Source organism: Microbacterium sp. NPDC003461, from assembly GCF_053588335.1.
In genome coordinates this window covers 1-17,530 of record NZ_JBSFPT010000008.1, presented here as the reverse complement: position 1 = coordinate 17,530, position 17,530 = coordinate 1, and the positions used below count along the sequence as shown (strand labels likewise).

The 17,530-nt window shown below is 72.0% G+C and carries 22 protein-coding genes; 9 read left to right on the top strand and 13 right to left on the bottom strand.

The window, feature by feature from the left end:
• Positions 1–44: 44 nt before the first annotated feature.
• Both ACWDR7_RS05140 and ACWDR7_RS05135 read left to right on the top strand, forming a co-directional pair.
• Positions 45–1,028, top strand: a complete 984-nt coding sequence (locus ACWDR7_RS05140; protein ID WP_449853855.1) for an SRPBCC family protein — start codon at positions 45–47, stop codon at positions 1,026–1,028.
• A gap of 80 nt (positions 1,029–1,108) precedes the next feature.
• Positions 1,109–2,560 carry a threonine/serine ThrE exporter family protein gene (locus tag ACWDR7_RS05135; RefSeq protein WP_449853854.1) on the top strand — a complete coding sequence of 484 codons (1,452 nt, stop codon included), beginning with the start codon at positions 1,109–1,111 and terminating at the stop codon, positions 2,558–2,560.
• Here the strand turns inward: ACWDR7_RS05135 and ACWDR7_RS05130 are convergent, their stop codons facing one another.
• The 5 genes from ACWDR7_RS05130 to ACWDR7_RS05110 form a co-directional block, all read right to left on the bottom strand.
• Positions 2,561–3,199, bottom strand: coding sequence for an arsenate reductase ArsC (locus tag ACWDR7_RS05130; protein ID WP_449853853.1), 639 nt, complete (start codon positions 3,197–3,199; stop codon positions 2,561–2,563).
• Between the two features lie 16 nt (positions 3,200–3,215).
• The gene (locus ACWDR7_RS05125; RefSeq protein ID WP_449853852.1) at positions 3,216–3,632 is read right to left on the bottom strand and encodes an arsenate reductase ArsC; all 417 of its coding nucleotides are present in this window, start codon (positions 3,630–3,632) and stop codon (positions 3,216–3,218) included.
• A gap of 41 nt (positions 3,633–3,673) precedes the next feature.
• On the bottom strand, positions 3,674–4,558 hold the full coding sequence (locus ACWDR7_RS05120; RefSeq protein WP_449853851.1) for a metalloregulator ArsR/SmtB family transcription factor: 885 nt from the start codon (positions 4,556–4,558) through the stop codon (positions 3,674–3,676).
• 103 nt (positions 4,559–4,661) lie between these two features.
• Complete coding sequence (locus tag ACWDR7_RS05115) at positions 4,662–5,138, bottom strand: N-acetyltransferase family protein (RefSeq protein ID WP_449853909.1); 477 nt, start codon at positions 5,136–5,138, stop codon at positions 4,662–4,664.
• 23 nt (positions 5,139–5,161) lie between these two features.
• Complete coding sequence (locus ACWDR7_RS05110; protein ID WP_449853850.1) at positions 5,162–6,460, bottom strand: FAD-dependent oxidoreductase; 1,299 nt, start codon at positions 6,458–6,460, stop codon at positions 5,162–5,164.
• An 86-nt stretch (positions 6,461–6,546) separates the two neighbouring features.
• Between ACWDR7_RS05110 and ACWDR7_RS05105 the strand changes: the two genes are divergently transcribed.
• Together ACWDR7_RS05105 and ACWDR7_RS05100 are read left to right on the top strand one after the other, a co-directional pair.
• Positions 6,547–6,894: an ArsR/SmtB family transcription factor gene (locus ACWDR7_RS05105; RefSeq protein ID WP_449853849.1), complete on the top strand. Its 348-nt coding sequence runs from the start codon at positions 6,547–6,549 to the stop codon at positions 6,892–6,894.
• Between the two features lie 98 nt (positions 6,895–6,992).
• On the top strand, positions 6,993–7,649 hold the full coding sequence (locus ACWDR7_RS05100) for an aquaporin (protein WP_449853908.1): 657 nt from the start codon (positions 6,993–6,995) through the stop codon (positions 7,647–7,649).
• 4 nt (positions 7,650–7,653) lie between these two features.
• Here ACWDR7_RS05100 and ACWDR7_RS05095 read toward each other — a convergent pair whose 3' ends face one another.
• The 7 genes from ACWDR7_RS05095 to ACWDR7_RS05065 form a co-directional block, all read right to left on the bottom strand.
• A complete protein-coding gene (locus ACWDR7_RS05095; RefSeq protein ID WP_449853848.1) occupies positions 7,654–7,791 on the bottom strand; it encodes a hypothetical protein in 138 nt (45 codons plus the stop codon).
• A 70-nt stretch (positions 7,792–7,861) separates the two neighbouring features.
• Positions 7,862–8,704: a hypothetical protein gene (locus ACWDR7_RS05090; RefSeq protein WP_449853847.1), complete on the bottom strand. Its 843-nt coding sequence runs from the start codon at positions 8,702–8,704 to the stop codon at positions 7,862–7,864.
• Positions 8,705–8,991: 287 nt separating this feature from the next.
• Positions 8,992–9,918: a carbohydrate ABC transporter permease gene (locus tag ACWDR7_RS05085; RefSeq protein ID WP_449853846.1), complete on the bottom strand. Its 927-nt coding sequence runs from the start codon at positions 9,916–9,918 to the stop codon at positions 8,992–8,994.
• Positions 9,915–10,544, bottom strand: coding sequence for a carbohydrate ABC transporter permease (locus tag ACWDR7_RS05080; RefSeq protein WP_449853845.1), 630 nt, complete (start codon positions 10,542–10,544; stop codon positions 9,915–9,917). Before ACWDR7_RS05080 ends, ACWDR7_RS05085 begins: the two co-directional genes overlap by 4 nt.
• Positions 10,535–10,807, bottom strand: coding sequence for a carbohydrate ABC transporter permease (locus ACWDR7_RS05075; protein WP_449853844.1), 273 nt, complete (start codon positions 10,805–10,807; stop codon positions 10,535–10,537). Before ACWDR7_RS05075 ends, ACWDR7_RS05080 begins: the two co-directional genes overlap by 10 nt.
• Positions 10,804–12,192, bottom strand: coding sequence for an ABC transporter substrate-binding protein (locus tag ACWDR7_RS05070; RefSeq protein WP_449853843.1), 1,389 nt, complete (start codon positions 12,190–12,192; stop codon positions 10,804–10,806). The genes ACWDR7_RS05075 and ACWDR7_RS05070 overlap by 4 nt, the downstream gene beginning before the upstream one ends.
• 219 nt (positions 12,193–12,411) lie before the next feature.
• Positions 12,412–13,089, bottom strand: coding sequence for a DUF6766 family protein (locus ACWDR7_RS05065; RefSeq protein WP_449853842.1), 678 nt, complete (start codon positions 13,087–13,089; stop codon positions 12,412–12,414).
• A gap of 295 nt (positions 13,090–13,384) precedes the next feature.
• Here ACWDR7_RS05065 and ACWDR7_RS05060 point away from each other — a divergent pair, with 295 nt between their 5' ends.
• Both ACWDR7_RS05060 and ACWDR7_RS05055 read left to right on the top strand, forming a co-directional pair.
• Positions 13,385–13,882 (top strand): SRPBCC family protein, encoded by a 498-nt coding sequence (locus tag ACWDR7_RS05060; RefSeq protein ID WP_449853841.1) that lies wholly within the window; start codon positions 13,385–13,387, stop codon positions 13,880–13,882.
• Between the two features lie 85 nt (positions 13,883–13,967).
• Positions 13,968–14,291: a DUF7882 family protein gene (locus ACWDR7_RS05055; RefSeq protein ID WP_449853840.1), complete on the top strand. Its 324-nt coding sequence runs from the start codon at positions 13,968–13,970 to the stop codon at positions 14,289–14,291.
• Between the two features lie 66 nt (positions 14,292–14,357).
• Here ACWDR7_RS05055 and ACWDR7_RS05050 read toward each other — a convergent pair whose 3' ends face one another.
• A complete protein-coding gene (locus ACWDR7_RS05050; protein ID WP_449853839.1) occupies positions 14,358–14,690 on the bottom strand; it encodes a DUF7882 family protein in 333 nt (110 codons plus the stop codon).
• Positions 14,691–14,818: 128 nt separating this feature from the next.
• On the opposite strand from ACWDR7_RS05050, the gene ACWDR7_RS05045 reads away from it, so the two are divergent.
• From ACWDR7_RS05045 to ACWDR7_RS05035, 3 genes are all read left to right on the top strand, one after another.
• On the top strand, positions 14,819–15,535 hold the full coding sequence (locus ACWDR7_RS05045; protein WP_449853838.1) for a GTP pyrophosphokinase: 717 nt from the start codon (positions 14,819–14,821) through the stop codon (positions 15,533–15,535).
• Between the two features lie 111 nt (positions 15,536–15,646).
• Complete coding sequence (locus ACWDR7_RS05040; RefSeq protein ID WP_449853837.1) at positions 15,647–17,224, top strand: sodium-dependent transporter; 1,578 nt, start codon at positions 15,647–15,649, stop codon at positions 17,222–17,224.
• Positions 17,221–17,373 carry a MetS family NSS transporter small subunit gene (locus tag ACWDR7_RS05035; RefSeq protein ID WP_449853836.1) on the top strand — a complete coding sequence of 51 codons (153 nt, stop codon included), beginning with the start codon at positions 17,221–17,223 and terminating at the stop codon, positions 17,371–17,373. The genes ACWDR7_RS05040 and ACWDR7_RS05035 overlap by 4 nt, the downstream gene beginning before the upstream one ends.
• Positions 17,374–17,530: the final 157 nt, after the last annotated feature.

Below are 17,530 nucleotides of genomic sequence, written 5' to 3'. Positions count from 1 at the left end.
GACCGACGCGACACCGAACATCCATCACCGACGAAAGGCACATCATGCCCCTCACCTCCGTCGAGAAGGACCTCGACGCCCTCACGATGACCGTCACCGCCGAGTTCCCGGTGCCCGTGCGGCGTCTGTGGGACGCGTACGTCGATCCGCGCCAGATCGAGCGGTTCTGGGGCCCTCCCGGCTGGCCCGCCACCTTCACGCGCCACGACGTGTACCCCGGCGGGTTCTCGCACTACTACATGACAGGGCCGGACGGCGAGCGCTCCGGCGGGATCTGGCAGTTCGAGGCCGTGGACGAGGGCCGCTCGTTCACGGTGCGCGACGGCTTCGCGCGCGACGACGGATCGCTCAACACCGACATGCCCACCATGCTCATGACCTTCTCGTTCACCGAGACCGAGCAGGGCTCGCGACTCGTGTGCGTCATGACCTTCCCCTCGCTCGAGGCGCTCGAGCAGCTGCTCGAGATGGGCATGGAGGAGGGCACGCGCGAGGCGATGAGCCAGATCGACGACGTCGTGGCCGACCTCGCGACCTTCGCCGCCGACCTTCCCGCGGCGGCCCAGCAGATCGGCGAGAACCAGGTGCGCGTCACCCGCGTCATCGGCGGAACCGTCGAGCAGGTGTGGCGCGCGCACCACGAGCCCGAGCTCGTGAAGCGCTGGCTGAAGGGACCGGACGGCTGGGTCATGATCGTGGCCGACATCCCGCGGAACGTGGGCGACCGCTACCGCCAGGAGTGGACGCGCGAGGACGGATCCGAGGGGTTCGGCTTCGAGGGCGAGCTGCTCGAGTCCGAGCCGCCGCACCGCGAGGTGACGACCGAGGTGATGATCGGCATGCCCGGCGAGTCCTCGCGCAACGAGCTCACGCTCACCCCGGTCGAGGGCGGCACGCTGCTGTCGCTGCTCATCACCTACCCGGACGCCGCCACGCGCGAGATGGTGCTCGGCACCGGCATGGTCGACGGGATGGAGACGAGCTACGCCCGCCTGGAGCAGGAGGTGCTGGCCGGCTCGCCGGCCTGACGCCCCATCCGAGGCACGAGGAGGCCCCGCCCGACGCGGCGGGGCCTCCGCACGTCCGTCGGCTGGGGGAGGATGGAGGCATGGCAAGCGAGCGTCGTCGTCGCGTCCTCGAGTCCGTGCGCCGGGCCATCCACCGAGACGAATCCGACAGGGCCGCCACCGAGGCGATCCCGATCGTCGACGACGCCCTCGCGCTGCGCGTCATGGACCTCGCGATGCGGGTGGGCGAGTCGATGCTCTCGGTGGGCGCCTCGGCCAAGGAGGTCGTGCTGGCGACCCTGCGCATCGCGAGCGCCTACGGTCTGCGCAGCGTGCACGTCGACATCACGTTCAACTCGATCACGCTGTCGGATCACCGGCACGGCGAGGACTGGCCCGTCACGATCATGCGCGTCGTGCGGGCGGCGGTGCCCGATCACGCCAAGCTGCAGCGGCTGCAGGCGCTCGTCGCCGACGTCGAGAACGGGCTCGACCTGGCGGAGGCGCGCACCCGCTTCCACCAGATCCGCCGCGTGCCGTTCCGCTACCGGCCGGTCGTCGTCATCCTCGCCCAGGCGATGCTGGCCGTCGGGGTCGGCGTGATGTTCGGCGCCTCGTGGTCGATCCTCGCGGTCACCTTCCTCGCGGCCCTGGGCGTCGCGCTCACGCAGGCCGGTCTGGCCAAGCTGCAGGTGCCGCTGTTCTTCAGCCAGATCGCCGGGGCGTTCGTGCTCACCGTGCTCACGGTCATCACCGCGATGCTCGCCCGCGCCGGCATCGAGCCCTTCGTCGACGTGCGCGCGTCGATCGTCGTCTCATCGGGCATCGTGCTGATGCTCGCCGGCCTCGCCGTCGTCGGCGCCGCGCAAGACGCCATCGACGGCTTCGCCCTCACGGCCGGCGGCCGCCTGCTCGAGCTCATGCTGCAGACGCTCGGCGTCGTGCTGGGCATCGTCGTGGGGCTCGAGCTGGCCCGCGCCCTCGGCGTGGGCATGCAGCCGCCGACCGAGGCGCTGCCCCTCGGGTCGCTCGGCGGCCAGATCGTCGGATCGATCATCGTCGCGATCGCCGTCGCCGCGTTCAACGGCTCGGGCGGGCGCATCATCGGCTTCAGCGCGCTGCTCGGCGCCGTGGCGTGGGGCGGCTTCGCCGCCGTCAGCGCCGCCGGGCTCGACCAGGCCTCCGCGAGCTTCGCCGGCGCGCTGCTCGCCAGCCTCGTCGGCGCGCTCGTGGCGCAGCGGTTCCACGTGCCGTCGGTGGCGATCACGACCGCCGCGATCGTGCCGCTCGTGCCGGGTGCTGCGGTGTTCCGCGGCCTGCTGGGCCTCGTCGAGTCGGGCGGCGAGACGGAGCACGTGCTCTTCGCCGCCTCGTCGCTCATCACGGCCGGCATGGTCGGGATCGCCCTGGCCGCCGGCGCGACGCTGGGGCTGTTCATCGGCGCGCCCCTGCGCCGGATCGGCGGCCTGCGTCCGTCGGTGCGCGCCGCGGCGAGGCCGACCGCCGGGGGCGCCAGCGTCGCCGTGCGCGACAATCCCGAGGCGCGCGGCTGATCAGGCCGGCGCGATCTCGGCGACGAGCGCCTCGACCCTGGCGCGGATCTTGTCGCGGACGCGCCGGACGCCGTCGAGGTCGAGGTCGGCGGGGTCCTCGAGCGCCCAGTCCTCGTAGCGCTTGCCCGGGTAGATCGGGCAGGCGTCGCCGCAGCCCATCGTGATGACGGCGTCGGCGGCCCGCACGACGTCGTCGGTGAGCGGCTTCGGGTACTCCCGCGAGAGGTCGGCTCCGATCTCCGTCAGCGCCTCGCGCACTGTCGGCAGGATGAACTCGCCCGGCTGGGATCCGGCGGAGCGCACGTGCACGCGATCCCCGGCGATGAGCATCGCCAGCGCGGCCGCCATCTGCGACCGTCCGGAGTTCTGCACACAGACGAACAGGATCTCGGGGTTCGGCTTCGCGACGAGCCCCTTCGACTGCGCGAGGGCCGTGAGGCGCTCGTTCGCGAAGTGCTCCGCGAGCGGCGGCAGCAGGTCGCTCACCTTGGCGCTGCGCGCGAGCGTCGCGTACGACTCGAAGACCACGCGCTCGACGGTCTCGGCGTTCACGATCCCCGCGAACCGATGCGCGAGGCGCTCGGCGGCGCGGGTGAGGACGGCGTGCGGGTCGAGCAGTCCGTGCGGCTGTGTGCTCATGGTCGCGTCCCCTGTCTCACGCTGGCGCGATCTCGGCGACGAGCGCCTCGACGCGCGCGCGGATCTCGTCGCGGATGGGGCGGACGGTCTCGATGCCCTGGCCCGCGGGGTCCTGCAGCTCCCAGTCCTCGTAGCGCTTGCCGGGGAAGATCGGGCAGGCGTCGCCGCAGCCCATCGTGATGACGACGTCCGACTCCTTCACGGCCTCGACGGTGAGCACCTTGGGCGTGTTGCCGGCGATGTCGATGCCGACCTCGCTCATGGCCTCGACGGCGACGGGGTTGATGCTGTCCTTCGGGGCGGAGCCGGCGCTCAGCACCTCCACGCGGTCGCCCGCGAGGTGCTGCAGCCAGCCGGCGGCCATCTGCGAGCGGCCGGCGTTGTGCACGCACACGAACAGGACGGTGGGCTTGGGCGAGGGCGTCTCGGTCATGTTTGAAGCATAGACCAATATCTATGAATTGGGGAAGCGGCTCACCGCGCGAGCAGCTCATCCAGCAGCCGGCGCACCCGCCGCTCGATCTCGTCGCGGACGGCGCGGACCTCGTCGGGCGGCAGGATCGCGGGATCGGGCAGGTCCCAGTCCTCGTAGCGCTTGCCGGGGTAGACGGGGCACGCGTCGCCGCAGCCCATCGTCACGACGACGTCGGCGGCGCGCACCGCCTCGTCCGTGAGCGGCTTGGGGAACTCGCCGCCCAGCGGCACGCCGACCTCGTCGAGGCTCGCCACCACGTCGGGGGCGAGTCGGGCCGCCGGCGCCGACCCGGCCGAGCGCACGTTCACGCGCGGGCCGGCCAGCTGGCGCAGCAGCGCCGCCGCGAGCTGCGATCGCCCCGCGTTGCGCACGCAGACGAAGAGCACCTCCGGCGTCTCGCGCGGCCCCTGGCCCGCCGCGCGCGCCAGCGCCTCGAGCCGAGACGCCGTGAAGTCCGCGGCGCGGGAGCCGAGGTCGCGCGGCGCCTCGCCGCTGGCCGCGAGCAGCCGCATGCTCTCGGCGAGGCAGGCGGCCACGGTCTCGCGGGAGTGGATGCCGCGGAAGCGCTCCGCGATCCGGTCGACGGCGCCGTCCGCGTCGAACGGCAGCGGCGCCGACGGTTCCGCGCCGACGATCTCGGCGACGCGGTCGAGCCGCTCTGGGACGAGCGCGTACCAGACGCGGCGGCCCTCCTTCGCGGAGGTCACGACCCCTGCCTCGCGCAGCGTGCCCAGGTGGTGGCTCACGGTCGGCTGCCGCAGCCCGAGCTCGTTCGCCAGGGCGGTCACCGACGCGCGTCGGCCGGGCGCGGCGAGGAGGATCCGCGCGATGCGCGCCCGCGTCGGATCCGCGAGCGCGGTGAGCGAGACGGCGGCGGTACTCATAGATCGCAGTCTATGGGTTCCGCCCTCGCTCGGCACGGCCCGCGCCGGTGTCACCGCGCCGAGTCACCGCGCCGGTGTCACCGCGCCGAGTCACCGCGCCGAGTCACCGCGCGCGGCGCTCGATGAGGATCGTGTCGCGCCACTCGCCGACGTGCGGGCCGGCGGCGGCCTGCGCGATCCGCTCGCGCCGGCCCACCTGGCGGAACCCGACGGCGGCGTGCAGGCGCAGGCTCGCGACGTTCTCGGGGAAGATCGACGACTGGATCGTCCAGATCCCGGCCGCCTCGGCCGCCGCGATGAAGGCCTCCAGCAGCGCCCGACCCACGCCACGCCCGCGCGCCGCGGGGTCGACGTATACCGAGTGCTCCACGACGCCGCGGTACACGGGGCGGGCCGACACCGCCGATGCGGCCACCCACCCCGCGACGTCGCCTTCGACCTCGGCGACGAGTCGGGGATGCGCGAGGCGGCTCGCGTCGAACGCCTCCCACGTGGGCGTGCGCGTCTCGAAGGTCGCATCTCCCGTGTCGATCCCGGCCTGGTAGATGCGCTCGACCTCGGGCCAGTCTCCGGGCGTCATCGCGCGGACGCGGACGAGTGCGCTCACGCGCAGCACCCGTCGGTCGTGCTGCACACGCCGGTGGCGGGCAGCACGAGCTCCACGCGGCCGGCCGATTCGGCGTCGCCGGCGAGCCACGCCACGACCGAGCGCACCTGCTCGTAGCCGGTCTTGAGCAGGAACGTCGGCGCGCGGCCGTAGCTCTTCATCCCCACGATGAAGAAGCCCGGCTCGGGGTGGGCGAGCTCGCGGTACCCGTGCGGCTCGACGGTGCCGCACGAGTGCACGTTCGGATCGATCAGGGGCGCGAGGCGCCGGGGCGCCTCGACGATCTCGTCCAGGCCGAGGCGCAGCTCGCGCAGCATGTCGAGATCGGGGCGGAAGCCCGTGGCGTTCACGATCAGGTCGGTGTCGTGGCTGTCCATGCCGTCGCCGCGCCGGCCGTGCACGCGCACGCCGTCGCCGTGGGGCTCGAGGCGCGCGATCTCGAAGGAGTCGACCACCTCGATCCGGCCGGTCGCGACGAGCCGCTCGAGGCGCGATCCGAGCTGCCCGCGCCCCTCGAGCTCATCGTCGGCGGTCGTGACCCGCGCGGCGCGCGCGTTGCGGATGAGCCACGTCGCGCGGGTGCCGGGCTCGAGCTGCGCGAGCGTGGCGAGGGCGATCAGGGTGTTGGCCGCCGAGTGCCCGGCGCCCACGACCGTGGTGTGCCGGCCGGCGAACCGGGCCCGGTCGGCGCCCAGCACATCGGGCAGCGGCGCGACGAGGCGGTCCGCCACCGCGTCGGCGCCGAGCGGGTCGAGGCCATGCGATCCGAGACGCCCCGGGTTCGCCCACGTGCCCGAGGCGTCGAGCACGCCGCGCGCGCTGCGCTCCTCGGCCCCGTCGGGCGCGTGCAGCCGCAGGGCGAACGGCGCCTGCGCGCGGCCGCGCGTGCGCGTGCGATCCATGCCCTCGCGCGTGACGGCGACGACCTCCACGCCCGTGCGGATGTGCGGCGCGATCGCGGGGTGGGCCGCGAGGGGCGTGAGGTAGTCGCGCACGAGCTCGGCGCCCGTCGGGGCGACGCCGGCCGGCGGCATGGTCCAGCCGCCGGACTCGAGCAGGCGCCGGGCCGCGTCGTCCACGAGGTGCTCCCACGGCGAGAACAGGCGCGTGTGCCCCCAGCCGCGCACGGCGTCGGCGACGCTGTCGCCCCGCTCGTAGACGACGAAGTCGATGCCGCGCTCGGCGAGGTGGGCGGCGGCCGCGAGCCCCACCGGGCCGGCGCCGATGATGGCGATCGGCAGGCCGTCGAGCCGGTTGCCCGCGGTGGGGGCGGGTGCGATGTCGAGGAGGGTCATGATCCTCTTCCGTTCATTGAAGGATGTCGATGGACACATCCTGCTCGCATCTATCGACATCTGTCAATATCGACTATCTTCGATGCATGGCCACTTCGCTCCCGCTCCTCGACGCCCCCGCCGCCGCGTGCTGCGCGCCCCTCGCGCGCGAGCCGATCTCGGCGAGCGAGGCGGCCGAGCTCGCCCGCACCATCAAGGCGCTGGCCGATCCGACCCGCCTGCGGCTGCTGTCGATCGTGGCCGCGAGCGAGGGCCAGGAGGCGTGCGTGTGCGACCTGACCGAGCCCGTCGGCCTCAGCCAGCCGACCGTGTCGCACCACCTGAAGATCCTCACCGACGCGGGCTTCCTCAGCCGCTCCAAGCGCGGCACCTGGGCCTACTACGCGCTCGTCCCTGGCGCGCTCGACCGCGTCTCCGAGGTGCTCAAGCCGTGAGCGGCCGCGCTCCCACCCGAGGGGAATCGCCCGAGACCGGCTCGCATCCCGCCGAATCGCCCTCGTCTCGGGCGAATGTCCTCGTCTCGGAACCGGGGATCGCGCGGCGGGCGACGGCGGAGGCGCTCGGATCGGCGCTGCTGGCGGCAGTCGTCGTGGGCTCGGGGATCATGGCGCAGCGGATGTCGCCGGGAGATGCGGGGCTGCAGCTGCTCGAGAACGCGCTCGCGACCGCCCTGGGTCTGGCCGTGCTCATCGCGATCCTCGCCCCGATCTCGGGCGCGCACTTCAACCCCGTCGTCACCCTCGTCGACGCCGCCACGGGCGGGCGGGCGTGGCGCGAGGTCGCCCCCTACGTCGCCGCGCAGATCGCCGGCTGCATCGCGGGGACGATCCTCGCGAACCTCATGTTCGGCGCCGCCGCCGTGTCGTGGTCGACGACGGATCGCGCGGGCGCGCCCCTCCTGCTCGCCGAGGGGGTCGCGACCGCGGGCCTCGTGCTCGTGATCCTGCTGCTCGCCCGCACGGGCCGCGGCGCGCTCGCCGCCCCCGCGGTAGGCGCGTACATCGGCGCGGCGTACTGGTTCACCGCGTCGACGAGCTTCGCCAACCCGGCCATCACGATCGGGCGGGCGTTCAGCGACTCGTTCGCGGGTATCGCTCCCGCCTCGGTGGCGCCGTTCGTCGCGGCGCAGCTGGTGGGCGGCGCGGCCGGCGCGGCGCTCGCCGTGTGGCTGACGCCGCGCCGGGCCTGACGGATCAGGCGTCCTCGTCGTCCTCGCCCTCGGCCTGGGACGGGTGACCGCCGACCTCGATGGGGTCGCCGGTGTCGGGGGCGTCCGGGTCCTCGCCCTCGGCCTGGCTCGGCTTGCCGGTCGGCACGTCGTTCTCGCTCATGTGGCCTCCTCTGTCCGGTCCAGAATCGCGCCGGGCAGGGGCCGTCGTCAGGGGCTTGACACCGCCGGGATCAGGGGAAGATCGACTCCTCGTCGGGCAGCTGCGGCACCTCGGTGCGCGGGCGCGCCGGACGGTTCGCCGCCCACAGCGCCAGCCCGAGCGCGAGGCCGCCGAGGCCCCAGCCGAGGGCGAAGGTGGGCCACCAGTTCGTGGCCGTGCCGACGCCGTCCCACGCGCAACGCCACCCGAGCGGGAACCAGCTCCACGCGCCCGTGAAGACCGCGCCGTGTGGCGCCGCCCAGGCCTCCGCGGCGCACACCTCGGAGGCCGCCTCCGCGGGGGAGCGGAAGACGCCCGCGAGCATCGTCACCGCCGCCAGCAGCGCGAGCGCGAGGCCGGCGCCGATCGCGCCGGGCGCGCGAAGCTCCGGCCGGGGCGGCAGGCCGAGCAGGGGCGCCGCCGCCACGACGCCGGCGCCCACCCAGAGCGGGGTGCCGAGCAGCGCCACGACGGCGACGGCGTACGCGACGGTGATCGACAGGAGCGGCAGTGCGAAGGGGGCGCGCGCCGGCGTGGGCGAGGCGGCCTCGACGACGACCGTCGCGGCACCCGTCGCGACGAGAACGGCGAGGATCGCGAGAAGGCACGCCAGCAGCGCCTGTCCGAACGCGATCATCCGCGACCGCGGCGGGCGGCGGCGTGCAAGCAGCGCGAGCGCGAGGAATGACGCCGCCGCGATGATCGCGCCGACCAGCGCCATGCCGGCGACCGACGGATCGCCGGGGCGCGGGGAAGAGAGCCCGACCAGCGCGAGGACGATGAGCAGCGCCACGGCGTACGGCGCGCCGATCGCGACCCCGGCGTAGCGAAGCGCGTGCGCCCACGGCATCCGTCGTTCGGGAGCCCGGGTCATGCCCCCGAATCTACGGGAACGGCGATCGGCCGGGAGGCGGGACCCACCGGATCCGCGCGCTCCCGGCCGATGCTTCCCTGCCGAAAGGACTCCGTGTTCAGTTGTGTGCCTCGTCCCGCCCGGCGGTCGCGGCGAGCGATTCCTCGCTCGGCCCCGAAGCGATCCGCCGTGCGGGATCCGATCTGCTCTCCACGCTAGGCGGGCCGCCGCCGCACCGGCCGACGCCTGAGTGGTTGAGTGGGACGAGTTCGCGAGCCCGTGTCGATCCGCGGACGCGCGCCTCACCCTCAGCCCTTGAGGCCCGTCGTGGCGACGCCCTGGATGATGTGTCGCTGCGCGAGGAAGAACAGCACGATCATCGGCACGGTCGTCACCACGCTCGCGGTCACGAGGATCTCCCAGTGCCACTCGCCGCCGAACCCGAAGGCGTCCACGAGCGACTTCAGGCCCCGCGGCACCGTGAACGTGGCGCTGTCGCGCAGGTAGATGAGGCCGCGCATCAGGTCGGTCCACACCGTCTGCACCTCGAACACGAGCGTGACCGCGATGACGGGCCGGCTCAGCGGCAGCGCGATGCGCCAGAACACCTGCCACGGCCCCGCCCCGTCGACCCGCGCAGCATCGAACAGCTCGCGCGGCAGCGACAGCATGAACTGCCGCATCAGGAAGATGTAGAACGCGCTGCCGAAGAGGTTGTGCGCCCACATGGGGGTGAGCGTGCCCACCTGGCCGAGCGAGTTCCAGATGAGGAACGTCGGGATCATCGTGACGGCGCCCGGGAGCATCATCGAGCCGAGCACGAGGGAGAAGAGGAACCCGCGGCCGCGGAAGCGGAAGTGCGCGAAGCCCCACGCCACCATGGCGCTCGACAGCGTCACGGCCGTGGCCGCCAGCACCGTGACGATGACCGTGTTGAGCAGCCACAGCGCCAGCGGCGCCTCCTGCCAGACGGCGATGTAGTTGTCGAACGTGAACGTCTCGGGGATGAGGCGGTTGTCGAACACCTCGCCGCGCGGCTTGAACGACGCGCTCACGAGCCACACGAACGGGTAGACGAAGACGACGCCGACCAGGCACAGCAGCACGATCGAGACGATCCGCCCGATCCGCGTCCGACGCCGGCGCGACGGCCCGCGCCGCGCGCCGGCGATCGATCCGGCCGCCTCCGCGTCGGTGCCGACGGCCAGCGGCACGCGCTCGGTCAGGGCGCTCATCGCGCGGCCCCCTCGTAGTGCACGAGGCGCCGCGAGAGCACCATCTGGACGGCGGTGATCGCCATGATCACGACGAACAGCACCCAGGCCATCGCCGACGCGTACCCCATGTGCAGGAACTCGAACGCCTGCTGGAACAGGTAGATGACGTAGAACAGCGCGGCGTCGTTGCTGTACGTGGAGTTGCCCGCGCCGAAGAAGGCGGTGTACGCCTCGTCGAAGGTCTGCAGCGCGGCGATCGTGTTGACGACGACGATGAAGAACACCGCGGGGCTGATCATCGGCAGCGTCACGCTGAGGAAGCGCCGCCAGCCGCCCGCGCCGTCCAGCGTGGCGGACTCGTACAGCTCCTCGGGCACGCCCCGCAGCGCGGCCAGCAGGATCAGCACCGACGATCCCACGGTCCACAGGCTCATGATCACGAGCCCCGGCTTCACCCACGCCGGGTCGGTCGTCCACGACGGTCCGTCGATCCCCACCGCGCCCAGGGCGCCGTTGATGACCCCGTTCTGGCCGTTGAACAGCAGCAGGAACAGGATGCCCACCGCGACGGGCGGGGTCATCTTGGGCAGGAAGAACACGGTCCGGAAGAACCCGGACGCCCGCCCGGCCCGGTTCAGCAGCATGGGAGGGCGAGGGAGACCGCCACGTACAGCGGCACCTGCAGCACGGCGAACAGCAGCGTGTTGCCGAGCGCGAGCGAGACCTTCGGATCCTCGAACAGCTCGACGTAGTTGTCGAAGCCGACGAAGTTCGGATCGTTGATGACGTCGTAGTCGGTCAGCGACAGGTAGGCGCTGTACAGGATCGGCCACGCGGTGAAGACCGCGAAGCCGATCAGCCAGGGGCTGAGGAATCCGACGGCGGCGAGGGACTCGCGCCGCCTCATCCCTCGCCCTCGACCCTCTCCCAGGCCTCGTCGAGCGCCTCCTGCGCCTGCTGCTGCGCGTCGGCGAGCGCGTCGGCCGGCTCGGCCTCGCCCGTGAGCACGGCGTTGACGGCGTCGTTCATGGCCTGCTCGAACTCGGCGTCGGCGGGGTTGGCCGGCAGGGCGAAGGTGTGCTCGTTGGCCTCGTACATCGCCTCGACGCCCGCGTCCCACGGCTCGCCGCCCGAGGTCACCATGTCGCGCACCATCTCGTCCGCCTCGGCGTTGCCGGTGAGGATGCCGGTGAACGGCTTGCCCTCGGCCTCGCGCAGCTCGAGGCGCGCCTGCGCGGCCGCCTGCCACGCGTCGAGCGAGGTCATCGCCCGCGCCCAGCGGCACGCCGCCTCGGGGTTCTCGGCGCCCGCGGGGATCGCCCACGCCGATCCGGACGCGTACGCGAGCGGCTCGCCCTCGAGGTCGCGCACGGTGTCGAACGCGAGCGGCGCGTCGGGGGAGACGTCGCTGAGCACGTTGACGTACCACTGCTCCATCGGCATGGCGCCCAGCACGCCGCTGGCGAACTGGTTGCCCTCGCCGAAGAAGTCGGCCGAGTCGCGGAACGCCTTCACGTCGGCGAAGCCGCCCTGCGCGTCGTAGATCGACACGGCCCATTCGAGGGCGCGCACGGCCTCGGGATCGTCGAGGTTCGCCTCGCGACCGTCCTCCGACAGCAGGTCGACGCCGGCGGCCTTCGCCCACAGGGGGAAGAACTCCGGGAGCTTGCTGTCGATCCCGATCACCTCGAGGCCCGTGCCGCCGCGCCGCATGAGCGCCTCGTTCGCGGCGGACATCGCCTCGCGATCCGATCCGTTCACGTCCTCGATCGAGAGGCCGGCCGCGTCGAGCAGGTCGGCGTTCGCCATCGTCAGCTGCACGACGTTGAACTCGGGGATGCCGTAGACCGTGCCGTCGAGCGTCACCTGCGCGAGCGCGGACTCGACGTACATCGACGTGTCGATCCCCTCGCCCTCGATGCAGCGGTCGAGGGGCAGGATCGCGTCGCGCGCCGCGAGCGAGCCGATCTGGTCGCGGTTGGCGTAGACGAGATCGGGCGGGTCGCCGGTCGCCACCGTCGACAGGAACTGCTGCAGATCGAGCTCGCCCTCGATGAGGCGCAGCTCGACGCCGTCGCCGAGCTCCTGCTCGGCCAGGTCCATGCGGCTCGTCGCGACCTCGTCGACGCCCGAGAACCCCATCACCGACAGCTCGCCCTCGAGCGTCGCGTTCGCGTCGTACTGCGCGTCGTCGTCGCCGCCCGCGCCGCCGGTGCCGACGGCGCAGCCGCCGAGCAGGCCGACCGCGGCGATCGCCGCGAGCGCCCCCAGGCGTCTGCGGCGTGAGGTCACGTTGCCTGAGAACACCACGTCCCGCTCCCTCGTCATCCTGCCGCGGAGAAGCGCGGCGGGGCGACGCTACGCCCGGCCGCGAGCCGTTCGGAAGGTGCTTGACAAGCGGTTCTCTCCCGGAGAAGCGCTTCTCCGGCGTCGGCAGGCATGCCGGGTCCGGCATATCGCGGACCCCGCGGCGGGGCGATCCCCATGCGGCCGCCACGGGCCGCACCGCGTCTACTGCGACTCCTCGCCCGCGACGTGGTGCGGCAGGCCCACCGGCTTCGCCTCGGACGAGCCGCGCTGGCGCAGGTAGATCGAGAACGCCACCATGCAGCCCACCGCGAGGAACTCCGACTGCCAGTTCTGCAGCGTGCGGCTCCAGAACTCCGGGCTCGCGATGTACGCGAGCCACGTCATCGGCGGCTCGCCGTGCTGTGCCGCCTCCTCGTTCGCCACGGTGGTGCCCGCCAGCGACTGCGCGAGCCACGACAGCACGAAGACGGCGCCCATCACGATGAGCATCGAGTTCGACAGCAGCCAGCGCCGCGCCCCCTCCACCTTCGCCCACGCGGGCGACTCGGGCAGCGCGTGCGGGCCGAGCAGCTGATCCTCCTCGGACCCGCGCCCCTCGTCGCCGGGCTTCTTCGACTCGGGCGATCCGCGCTGCACCAGCCACACCGTGGCGAGGATGAACACGAAGAACTGCAGGAACTCGCTCTGCCAGTTCTCCGCGACGTCGACGACGAACTCGCTCGACGTCACGTACTGCCACAGTCCCTCCTTGGGCCTGCCGTGCCTGACCAGCTCTTCGTTGCTCTGCGCCAGCCCCGCGAAGGCCTGTCCGATGATCGTGGCGAAGAAGATCGCGAGGAAGAACAAGCTCAGGCCCGCGTCGCGTGCGAAGTGCCGCATGTCACCTCCCCAGGGCCGGGATCAGGATCATCAGCGCCAGGCCGACCGTGACGATGGTGATCCAGGCGCCGAAGGCGAACCGCATGGGGCGTCGATCCACGTCTTTCTCCATGCCGCGATCCTCACGCGAGGCGCACGGCGGTGCCACGGGTTGACACGGCCGGCGCCCGAAGCTTGCGGGCATCGGCATGTTGAGCGCCGTCGCGCCCGGCGTCAACCCCGTCGTCAACGCGATTCGCGGTGCCTAGCGTGGCTCGCACGACATCCGCAGATGAGATCCCTAAGGAGGCACGAGATGGCCACGACCACACTTCGCGCGGAGGTGGACGTCGAGGCGCCCATCAGCAAGGTGTACGACCAGTGGACGCAGTTCGAATCGTTCCCGGAGTTCCTGGGGGCCGTGAAGTCGGTCGAGCAGATCGATGACGTGCGCACGCGCTGGACGGTGAGCATCGCGGGCAAGGAGAACTCGTTCTACGCCGACGTCGTCGATCAGGTGCCCGACCGTCACGTCTCGTGGCAGAGCGCCGACGGCACCTTCCACCGCGGCAGCGTCGAGTTCGAGCCGAACGCCGAGGGAACGCACGTGCGCCTCGAGATGGAGTGGGAGCCCGAGGGGCTCCTCGAGAAGGCCGGCGCGGCGCTCGGCATCGACGACGCGCAGGCACGCATGGACCTGCGGCGCTTCAAGGAGTTCATCGAGGAGCGCGACTCGGAGACCGGCGCGTGGCGCGGCGAGATCCACGGCGCGCAGGAGACCTCGCGCGACCAGGGCGGCGTCGCAGGCATCTGACGCGTCCCCGCAACGGCCCGGGTACCACCCGGGCCGTTGCCCGCGCCCGCGATATCGCCCGGCGCGGGTCGGTTAGAGTCGCCCCATGGGACGGTTCCTCTATGGCGCGGCGGCCACAAGCGTCGAGATCGATGACCGCACGCTGGCCCACCTGCGCATTGTCGTCATGAACAAGCTGCGCCGGGGCGAGCCCTTCATGTTCGACACCAAGCTCGGCGAGGGCGAGGGGCGACGCAGCTTCTGGCTGCACCCCTCGATCCCGATGCAGTTCCACTTCTCGGGCGGGCGCGCGCCGCGCCTGAACCGCGCGTGGCTCGACGACCTCATGCTCGCCGCGAGCGGTCCCAACGGGCTCACGATCACCCCCGAGCCGCCCGAGCCGAGCTCGCAGCCGGCGGGCGAGGACTGAGCCGCCCGCAGCTCAGACGAGAAGAGCGCCGATCCCCGAGGGGGTCGGCGCTCTTCTCGTGCGCGCTCAGTTGCGGGCGGGCTCCTGGTCGGGCGGCGACTCGACGTGCTCCTCGGTCAGCATGACGCCGCCGAGCGCGTTCGCCGAGTGCGCCAGCTCCTCGATCCAGGCGCGGTTCAGCTCGGGCGCCTCGGGCTCGTCGAACACGAACCGCAGCGGCAGCGACGGGTTGATCCAGATGGTGCTGCGCCCGGTCGGCTCGGACTCGTGGTGCTTCCACGACACCGTGAAGCTCTCGTTGCGCCGCAGCTTCGCGACGATCACGACCTTCAGGTGAGCCAGCGCGCGGTCCTCGATGTGGATCGGTACGGCGGATCCGCCGTAGTACAGGATGCCCATGGGGCCACGGTATCCCGTGATGCCTCTTCGCGCACGCGCCGCGCGTCGCGCGAGGGCGCTGGCCGCCGCGGGCAGAACCATAGGCTTCTCACAGCCGACGCCGACCCCGCCTGCATAGCGTGAGTCGCATGACCACCGATGCGGCGGACGCGCTCGCCTTCGACGACGAGGCGCTGGCGGAGGCGCGGGAGATCCGCGACGACCTGGCCCGGTTCCTGTCGGAGTACCGATTCGGGATGCGCGAGATCGAGACGAAGATGCTCATCCTGCGCGACGACTTCGAGCACACGCACGCGTACAACCCGATCGAGAACGTGTCGTGCCGGCTGAAGACGCCCGACTCGATCCTCGCCAAGGTGATGCGCAAGGGGATCGAGCCCGACTTCGACACGATCCGCGAGCAGGTCACCGACATCGCCGGCGTGCGCGTGACGTGCAGCTTCGTGAGCGACGCCTACCGGCTGTTCGAGCTGCTGGCGGGGCAGGACGACGTGACGGTGCGCGAGGTCAAGGACTACATCGCGCACCCCAAGCCCAACGGCTACAAGAGCCTGCACGCGATCGTCGAGGTGCCGGTGTTCCTCTCGACGGGGACCGTGCATGTGCCGGTGGAGGTGCAGTTCCGCACGATCGCCATGGACTTCTGGGCGAGCCTCGAGCACAAGATCTACTACAAGTACGAGCGCCAGGTGCCGGTGCGCCTCACCGACAGCCTGCGCGACGCGGCCCTCACGGCCGCCGAGCTCGACGAGCGCATGGAGCGCATCCACCGCGAGATCCACGGCGCGCACCCGCCGATCCGGCCGCTGCGCGCCCTCGACGGGGGCGACGACCAGGTCGCCTGAGCCCGCGGCTCCCGACGCGACATCCCGCGCGCTGTTCCCTCGCGCCCGCCCGGCCGCGTATTCTCGGTCACCGGCGAAGGCCGTCACCGAACGTCGCGAGCGAGGAGCACCATGGCGCGAGCGCAGCGCGAAGTCACCGCCGTCCCCGAGCGGGAGCAGTGGTCCGGGCAGGTGGGATTCATCCTGTCCGCCCTCGGCTCGGCCGTCGGGCTCGGGAACATCTGGCGCTTCCCGGGCGTCGCCTACGAATCCGGTGGCGGGGCGTTCCTCATCCCGTACCTCGTGGCGCTCGTCACCGCCGGCATCCCGATCCTGTTCCTCGACTACGCGATCGGGCACCGCTTCCGCGGCTCCGCCCCGCTCGCGCTGCGTCGCCTCGGCGGCAAGCTCGGCGAGGGGCTCGGCTGGTTCCAGGTGCTCATCAGCGTCTTCATCGCGATCTACTACACGGCGGTGCTCGCGTGGTCGTCGAGCTACTTCGTGTTCTCGTGGGACCTGCGATGGGGCGATGACCCCACCGCCTTCTTCACGGGCGACTACCTGCACGCCGCCGACTCGACGACGGCCCCGTTCACACTCGAGTACATGCCGGCCGTGGCGATCCCGCTCGCGATCATGTGGATCGTCACCCTGGGCATCCTCGCCGCGGGCGTGGTGAAGGGCGTGCAGCGCGCGAACGTCATCATCATCCCGCTGCTCGTGCTCGCGTTCCTGACGATCGTGATCTACTCCCTCACGCTGCCCGGCGCCGCGCAGGGCCTCGACGAGTTCTTCACCCCCGAATTCGCCGCGCTCGCCGATCCGAACGTCTGGATCGCGGCGTACAGCCAGATCTTCTTCTCGCTGTCGGTGGCGTTCGGCATCATGATCACGTTCGCCTCGTACCGCAAGCGCCGATCCAACATGACCGGCGCGGGCCTCGTCGTGGCCTTCGGCAACTCGTCGTTCGAGATCCTCGCGGGCATCGGCGTGTTCGCGACGCTCGGGTTCTTCGCGTTCCAGCAGGGCGTCGCCGTCGGCGACCTCGAGGGCCTGACGGGCGTGGGCCTGGCGTTCATGACCTTCCCCGCCATCGTGAGCGAGATGCCCGGCGGCGAGTGGGTCGGTGCGCTGTTCTTCGGATCGCTCACGCTCGCGGGCCTGACGTCGCTCATCTCGATCCTCGAGGTGATCATCGCCGCGCTGCGCGACAAGTTCGCCCTCACCCGGGCCCAGGCGGTGCTCGGCTTCGGCGGCGCACTCGCCGTCGTGTCGATGGTGCTGTTCGGCTCCACCTCGGGCCTCACGGCGCTCGACACCGTGGACAACTGGGCCAACAACGTCGGCATCGTCGGCTCGGCCGTCGCCATGTCGGTGATCGTGCTGTGGGTGCGCCGCCGCGGCCGCGAGCTGTCCCGGCACCTCAGCGCGCTGTCGACGTTCCACGTGGGTCGCCTGTGGACGTTCTTCACGGCGGTGCTGGCGCCGGCCGTGCTCGCGTACATGCTCATCACGAAGATCATCGATCTGTTCGTGAACGGGTACGGGGGCTACCCCACGTGGTATCTCGGCGTGGCCGGCTGGGGATCGGTGCTCATCATGATCGTCGGCGCGCTCGTGCTGCCGCAGCTGCGCTGGCGGCATGATCCCGACCGGTTCGAGGCCTGGCCGACGGATGCGCAGCTGAACCTGAAGGGAGGCGCCCGATGAGCGGCATCGCCATCGCGTCTCTCGTCATCGCCGCGGTGCTGGTCTGGGGCGGCCTCGCTGCCTCGATCGTCTTCCTCGTGCGCCGCCCCGAGGTGGCGTCGTACCCCGACGGCGGCACCGAGGACGACCGCGACGAGGACGAGCTCTAGCCGCCGGCCTCACAGGCGGGAGATCGGCGAGAATCCATCGCCGCGCCGAGAATCCGCGGGTGACGGGATTCTCGGGCGAGGCCCTCGCGCGCGAGCCGGAGGGGGTGCCGAGGTGACGGATCTCGTGATCGGCGACGACGGCCTCGCCCGCCCCGCC

Bases quoted from the DNA above. Each gene is read 5' to 3' on its own strand.
- ACWDR7_RS05140 (WP_449853855.1), top strand. From the start codon at position 45: ATGCCCCTCACCTCCGTCGAGAAGGACCTCGACGCCCTCACGATGACC.
- ACWDR7_RS05135 (WP_449853854.1), top strand. From the start codon at position 1,109: ATGGCAAGCGAGCGTCGTCGTCGCGTCCTCGAGTCCGTGCGCCGGGCC.
- ACWDR7_RS05130 (WP_449853853.1), bottom strand. From the start codon at position 3,199: ATGAGCACACAGCCGCACGGACTGCTCGACCCGCACGCCGTCCTCACC.
- ACWDR7_RS05125 (WP_449853852.1), bottom strand. From the start codon at position 3,632: ATGACCGAGACGCCCTCGCCCAAGCCCACCGTCCTGTTCGTGTGCGTG.
- ACWDR7_RS05120 (WP_449853851.1), bottom strand. From the start codon at position 4,558: ATGAGTACCGCCGCCGTCTCGCTCACCGCGCTCGCGGATCCGACGCGG.
- ACWDR7_RS05115 (WP_449853909.1), bottom strand. From the start codon at position 5,138: ATGACGCCCGGAGACTGGCCCGAGGTCGAGCGCATCTACCAGGCCGGG.
- ACWDR7_RS05110 (WP_449853850.1), bottom strand. From the start codon at position 6,460: ATGACCCTCCTCGACATCGCACCCGCCCCCACCGCGGGCAACCGGCTC.
- ACWDR7_RS05105 (WP_449853849.1), top strand. From the start codon at position 6,547: ATGGCCACTTCGCTCCCGCTCCTCGACGCCCCCGCCGCCGCGTGCTGC.
- ACWDR7_RS05095 (WP_449853848.1), bottom strand. From the start codon at position 7,791: ATGAGCGAGAACGACGTGCCGACCGGCAAGCCGAGCCAGGCCGAGGGC.
- ACWDR7_RS05090 (WP_449853847.1), bottom strand. From the start codon at position 8,704: ATGACCCGGGCTCCCGAACGACGGATGCCGTGGGCGCACGCGCTTCGC.
- ACWDR7_RS05085 (WP_449853846.1), bottom strand. From the start codon at position 9,918: ATGAGCGCCCTGACCGAGCGCGTGCCGCTGGCCGTCGGCACCGACGCG.
- ACWDR7_RS05080 (WP_449853845.1), bottom strand. From the start codon at position 10,544: ATGCTGCTGAACCGGGCCGGGCGGGCGTCCGGGTTCTTCCGGACCGTG.
- ACWDR7_RS05075 (WP_449853844.1), bottom strand. From the start codon at position 10,807: ATGAGGCGGCGCGAGTCCCTCGCCGCCGTCGGATTCCTCAGCCCCTGG.
- ACWDR7_RS05065 (WP_449853842.1), bottom strand. From the start codon at position 13,089: ATGCGGCACTTCGCACGCGACGCGGGCCTGAGCTTGTTCTTCCTCGCG.
- ACWDR7_RS05060 (WP_449853841.1), top strand. From the start codon at position 13,385: ATGGCCACGACCACACTTCGCGCGGAGGTGGACGTCGAGGCGCCCATC.
- ACWDR7_RS05055 (WP_449853840.1), top strand. From the start codon at position 13,968: ATGGGACGGTTCCTCTATGGCGCGGCGGCCACAAGCGTCGAGATCGAT.
- ACWDR7_RS05050 (WP_449853839.1), bottom strand. From the start codon at position 14,690: ATGGGCATCCTGTACTACGGCGGATCCGCCGTACCGATCCACATCGAG.
- ACWDR7_RS05045 (WP_449853838.1), top strand. From the start codon at position 14,819: ATGACCACCGATGCGGCGGACGCGCTCGCCTTCGACGACGAGGCGCTG.
- ACWDR7_RS05040 (WP_449853837.1), top strand. From the start codon at position 15,647: ATGGCGCGAGCGCAGCGCGAAGTCACCGCCGTCCCCGAGCGGGAGCAG.
- ACWDR7_RS05035 (WP_449853836.1), top strand. From the start codon at position 17,221: ATGAGCGGCATCGCCATCGCGTCTCTCGTCATCGCCGCGGTGCTGGTC.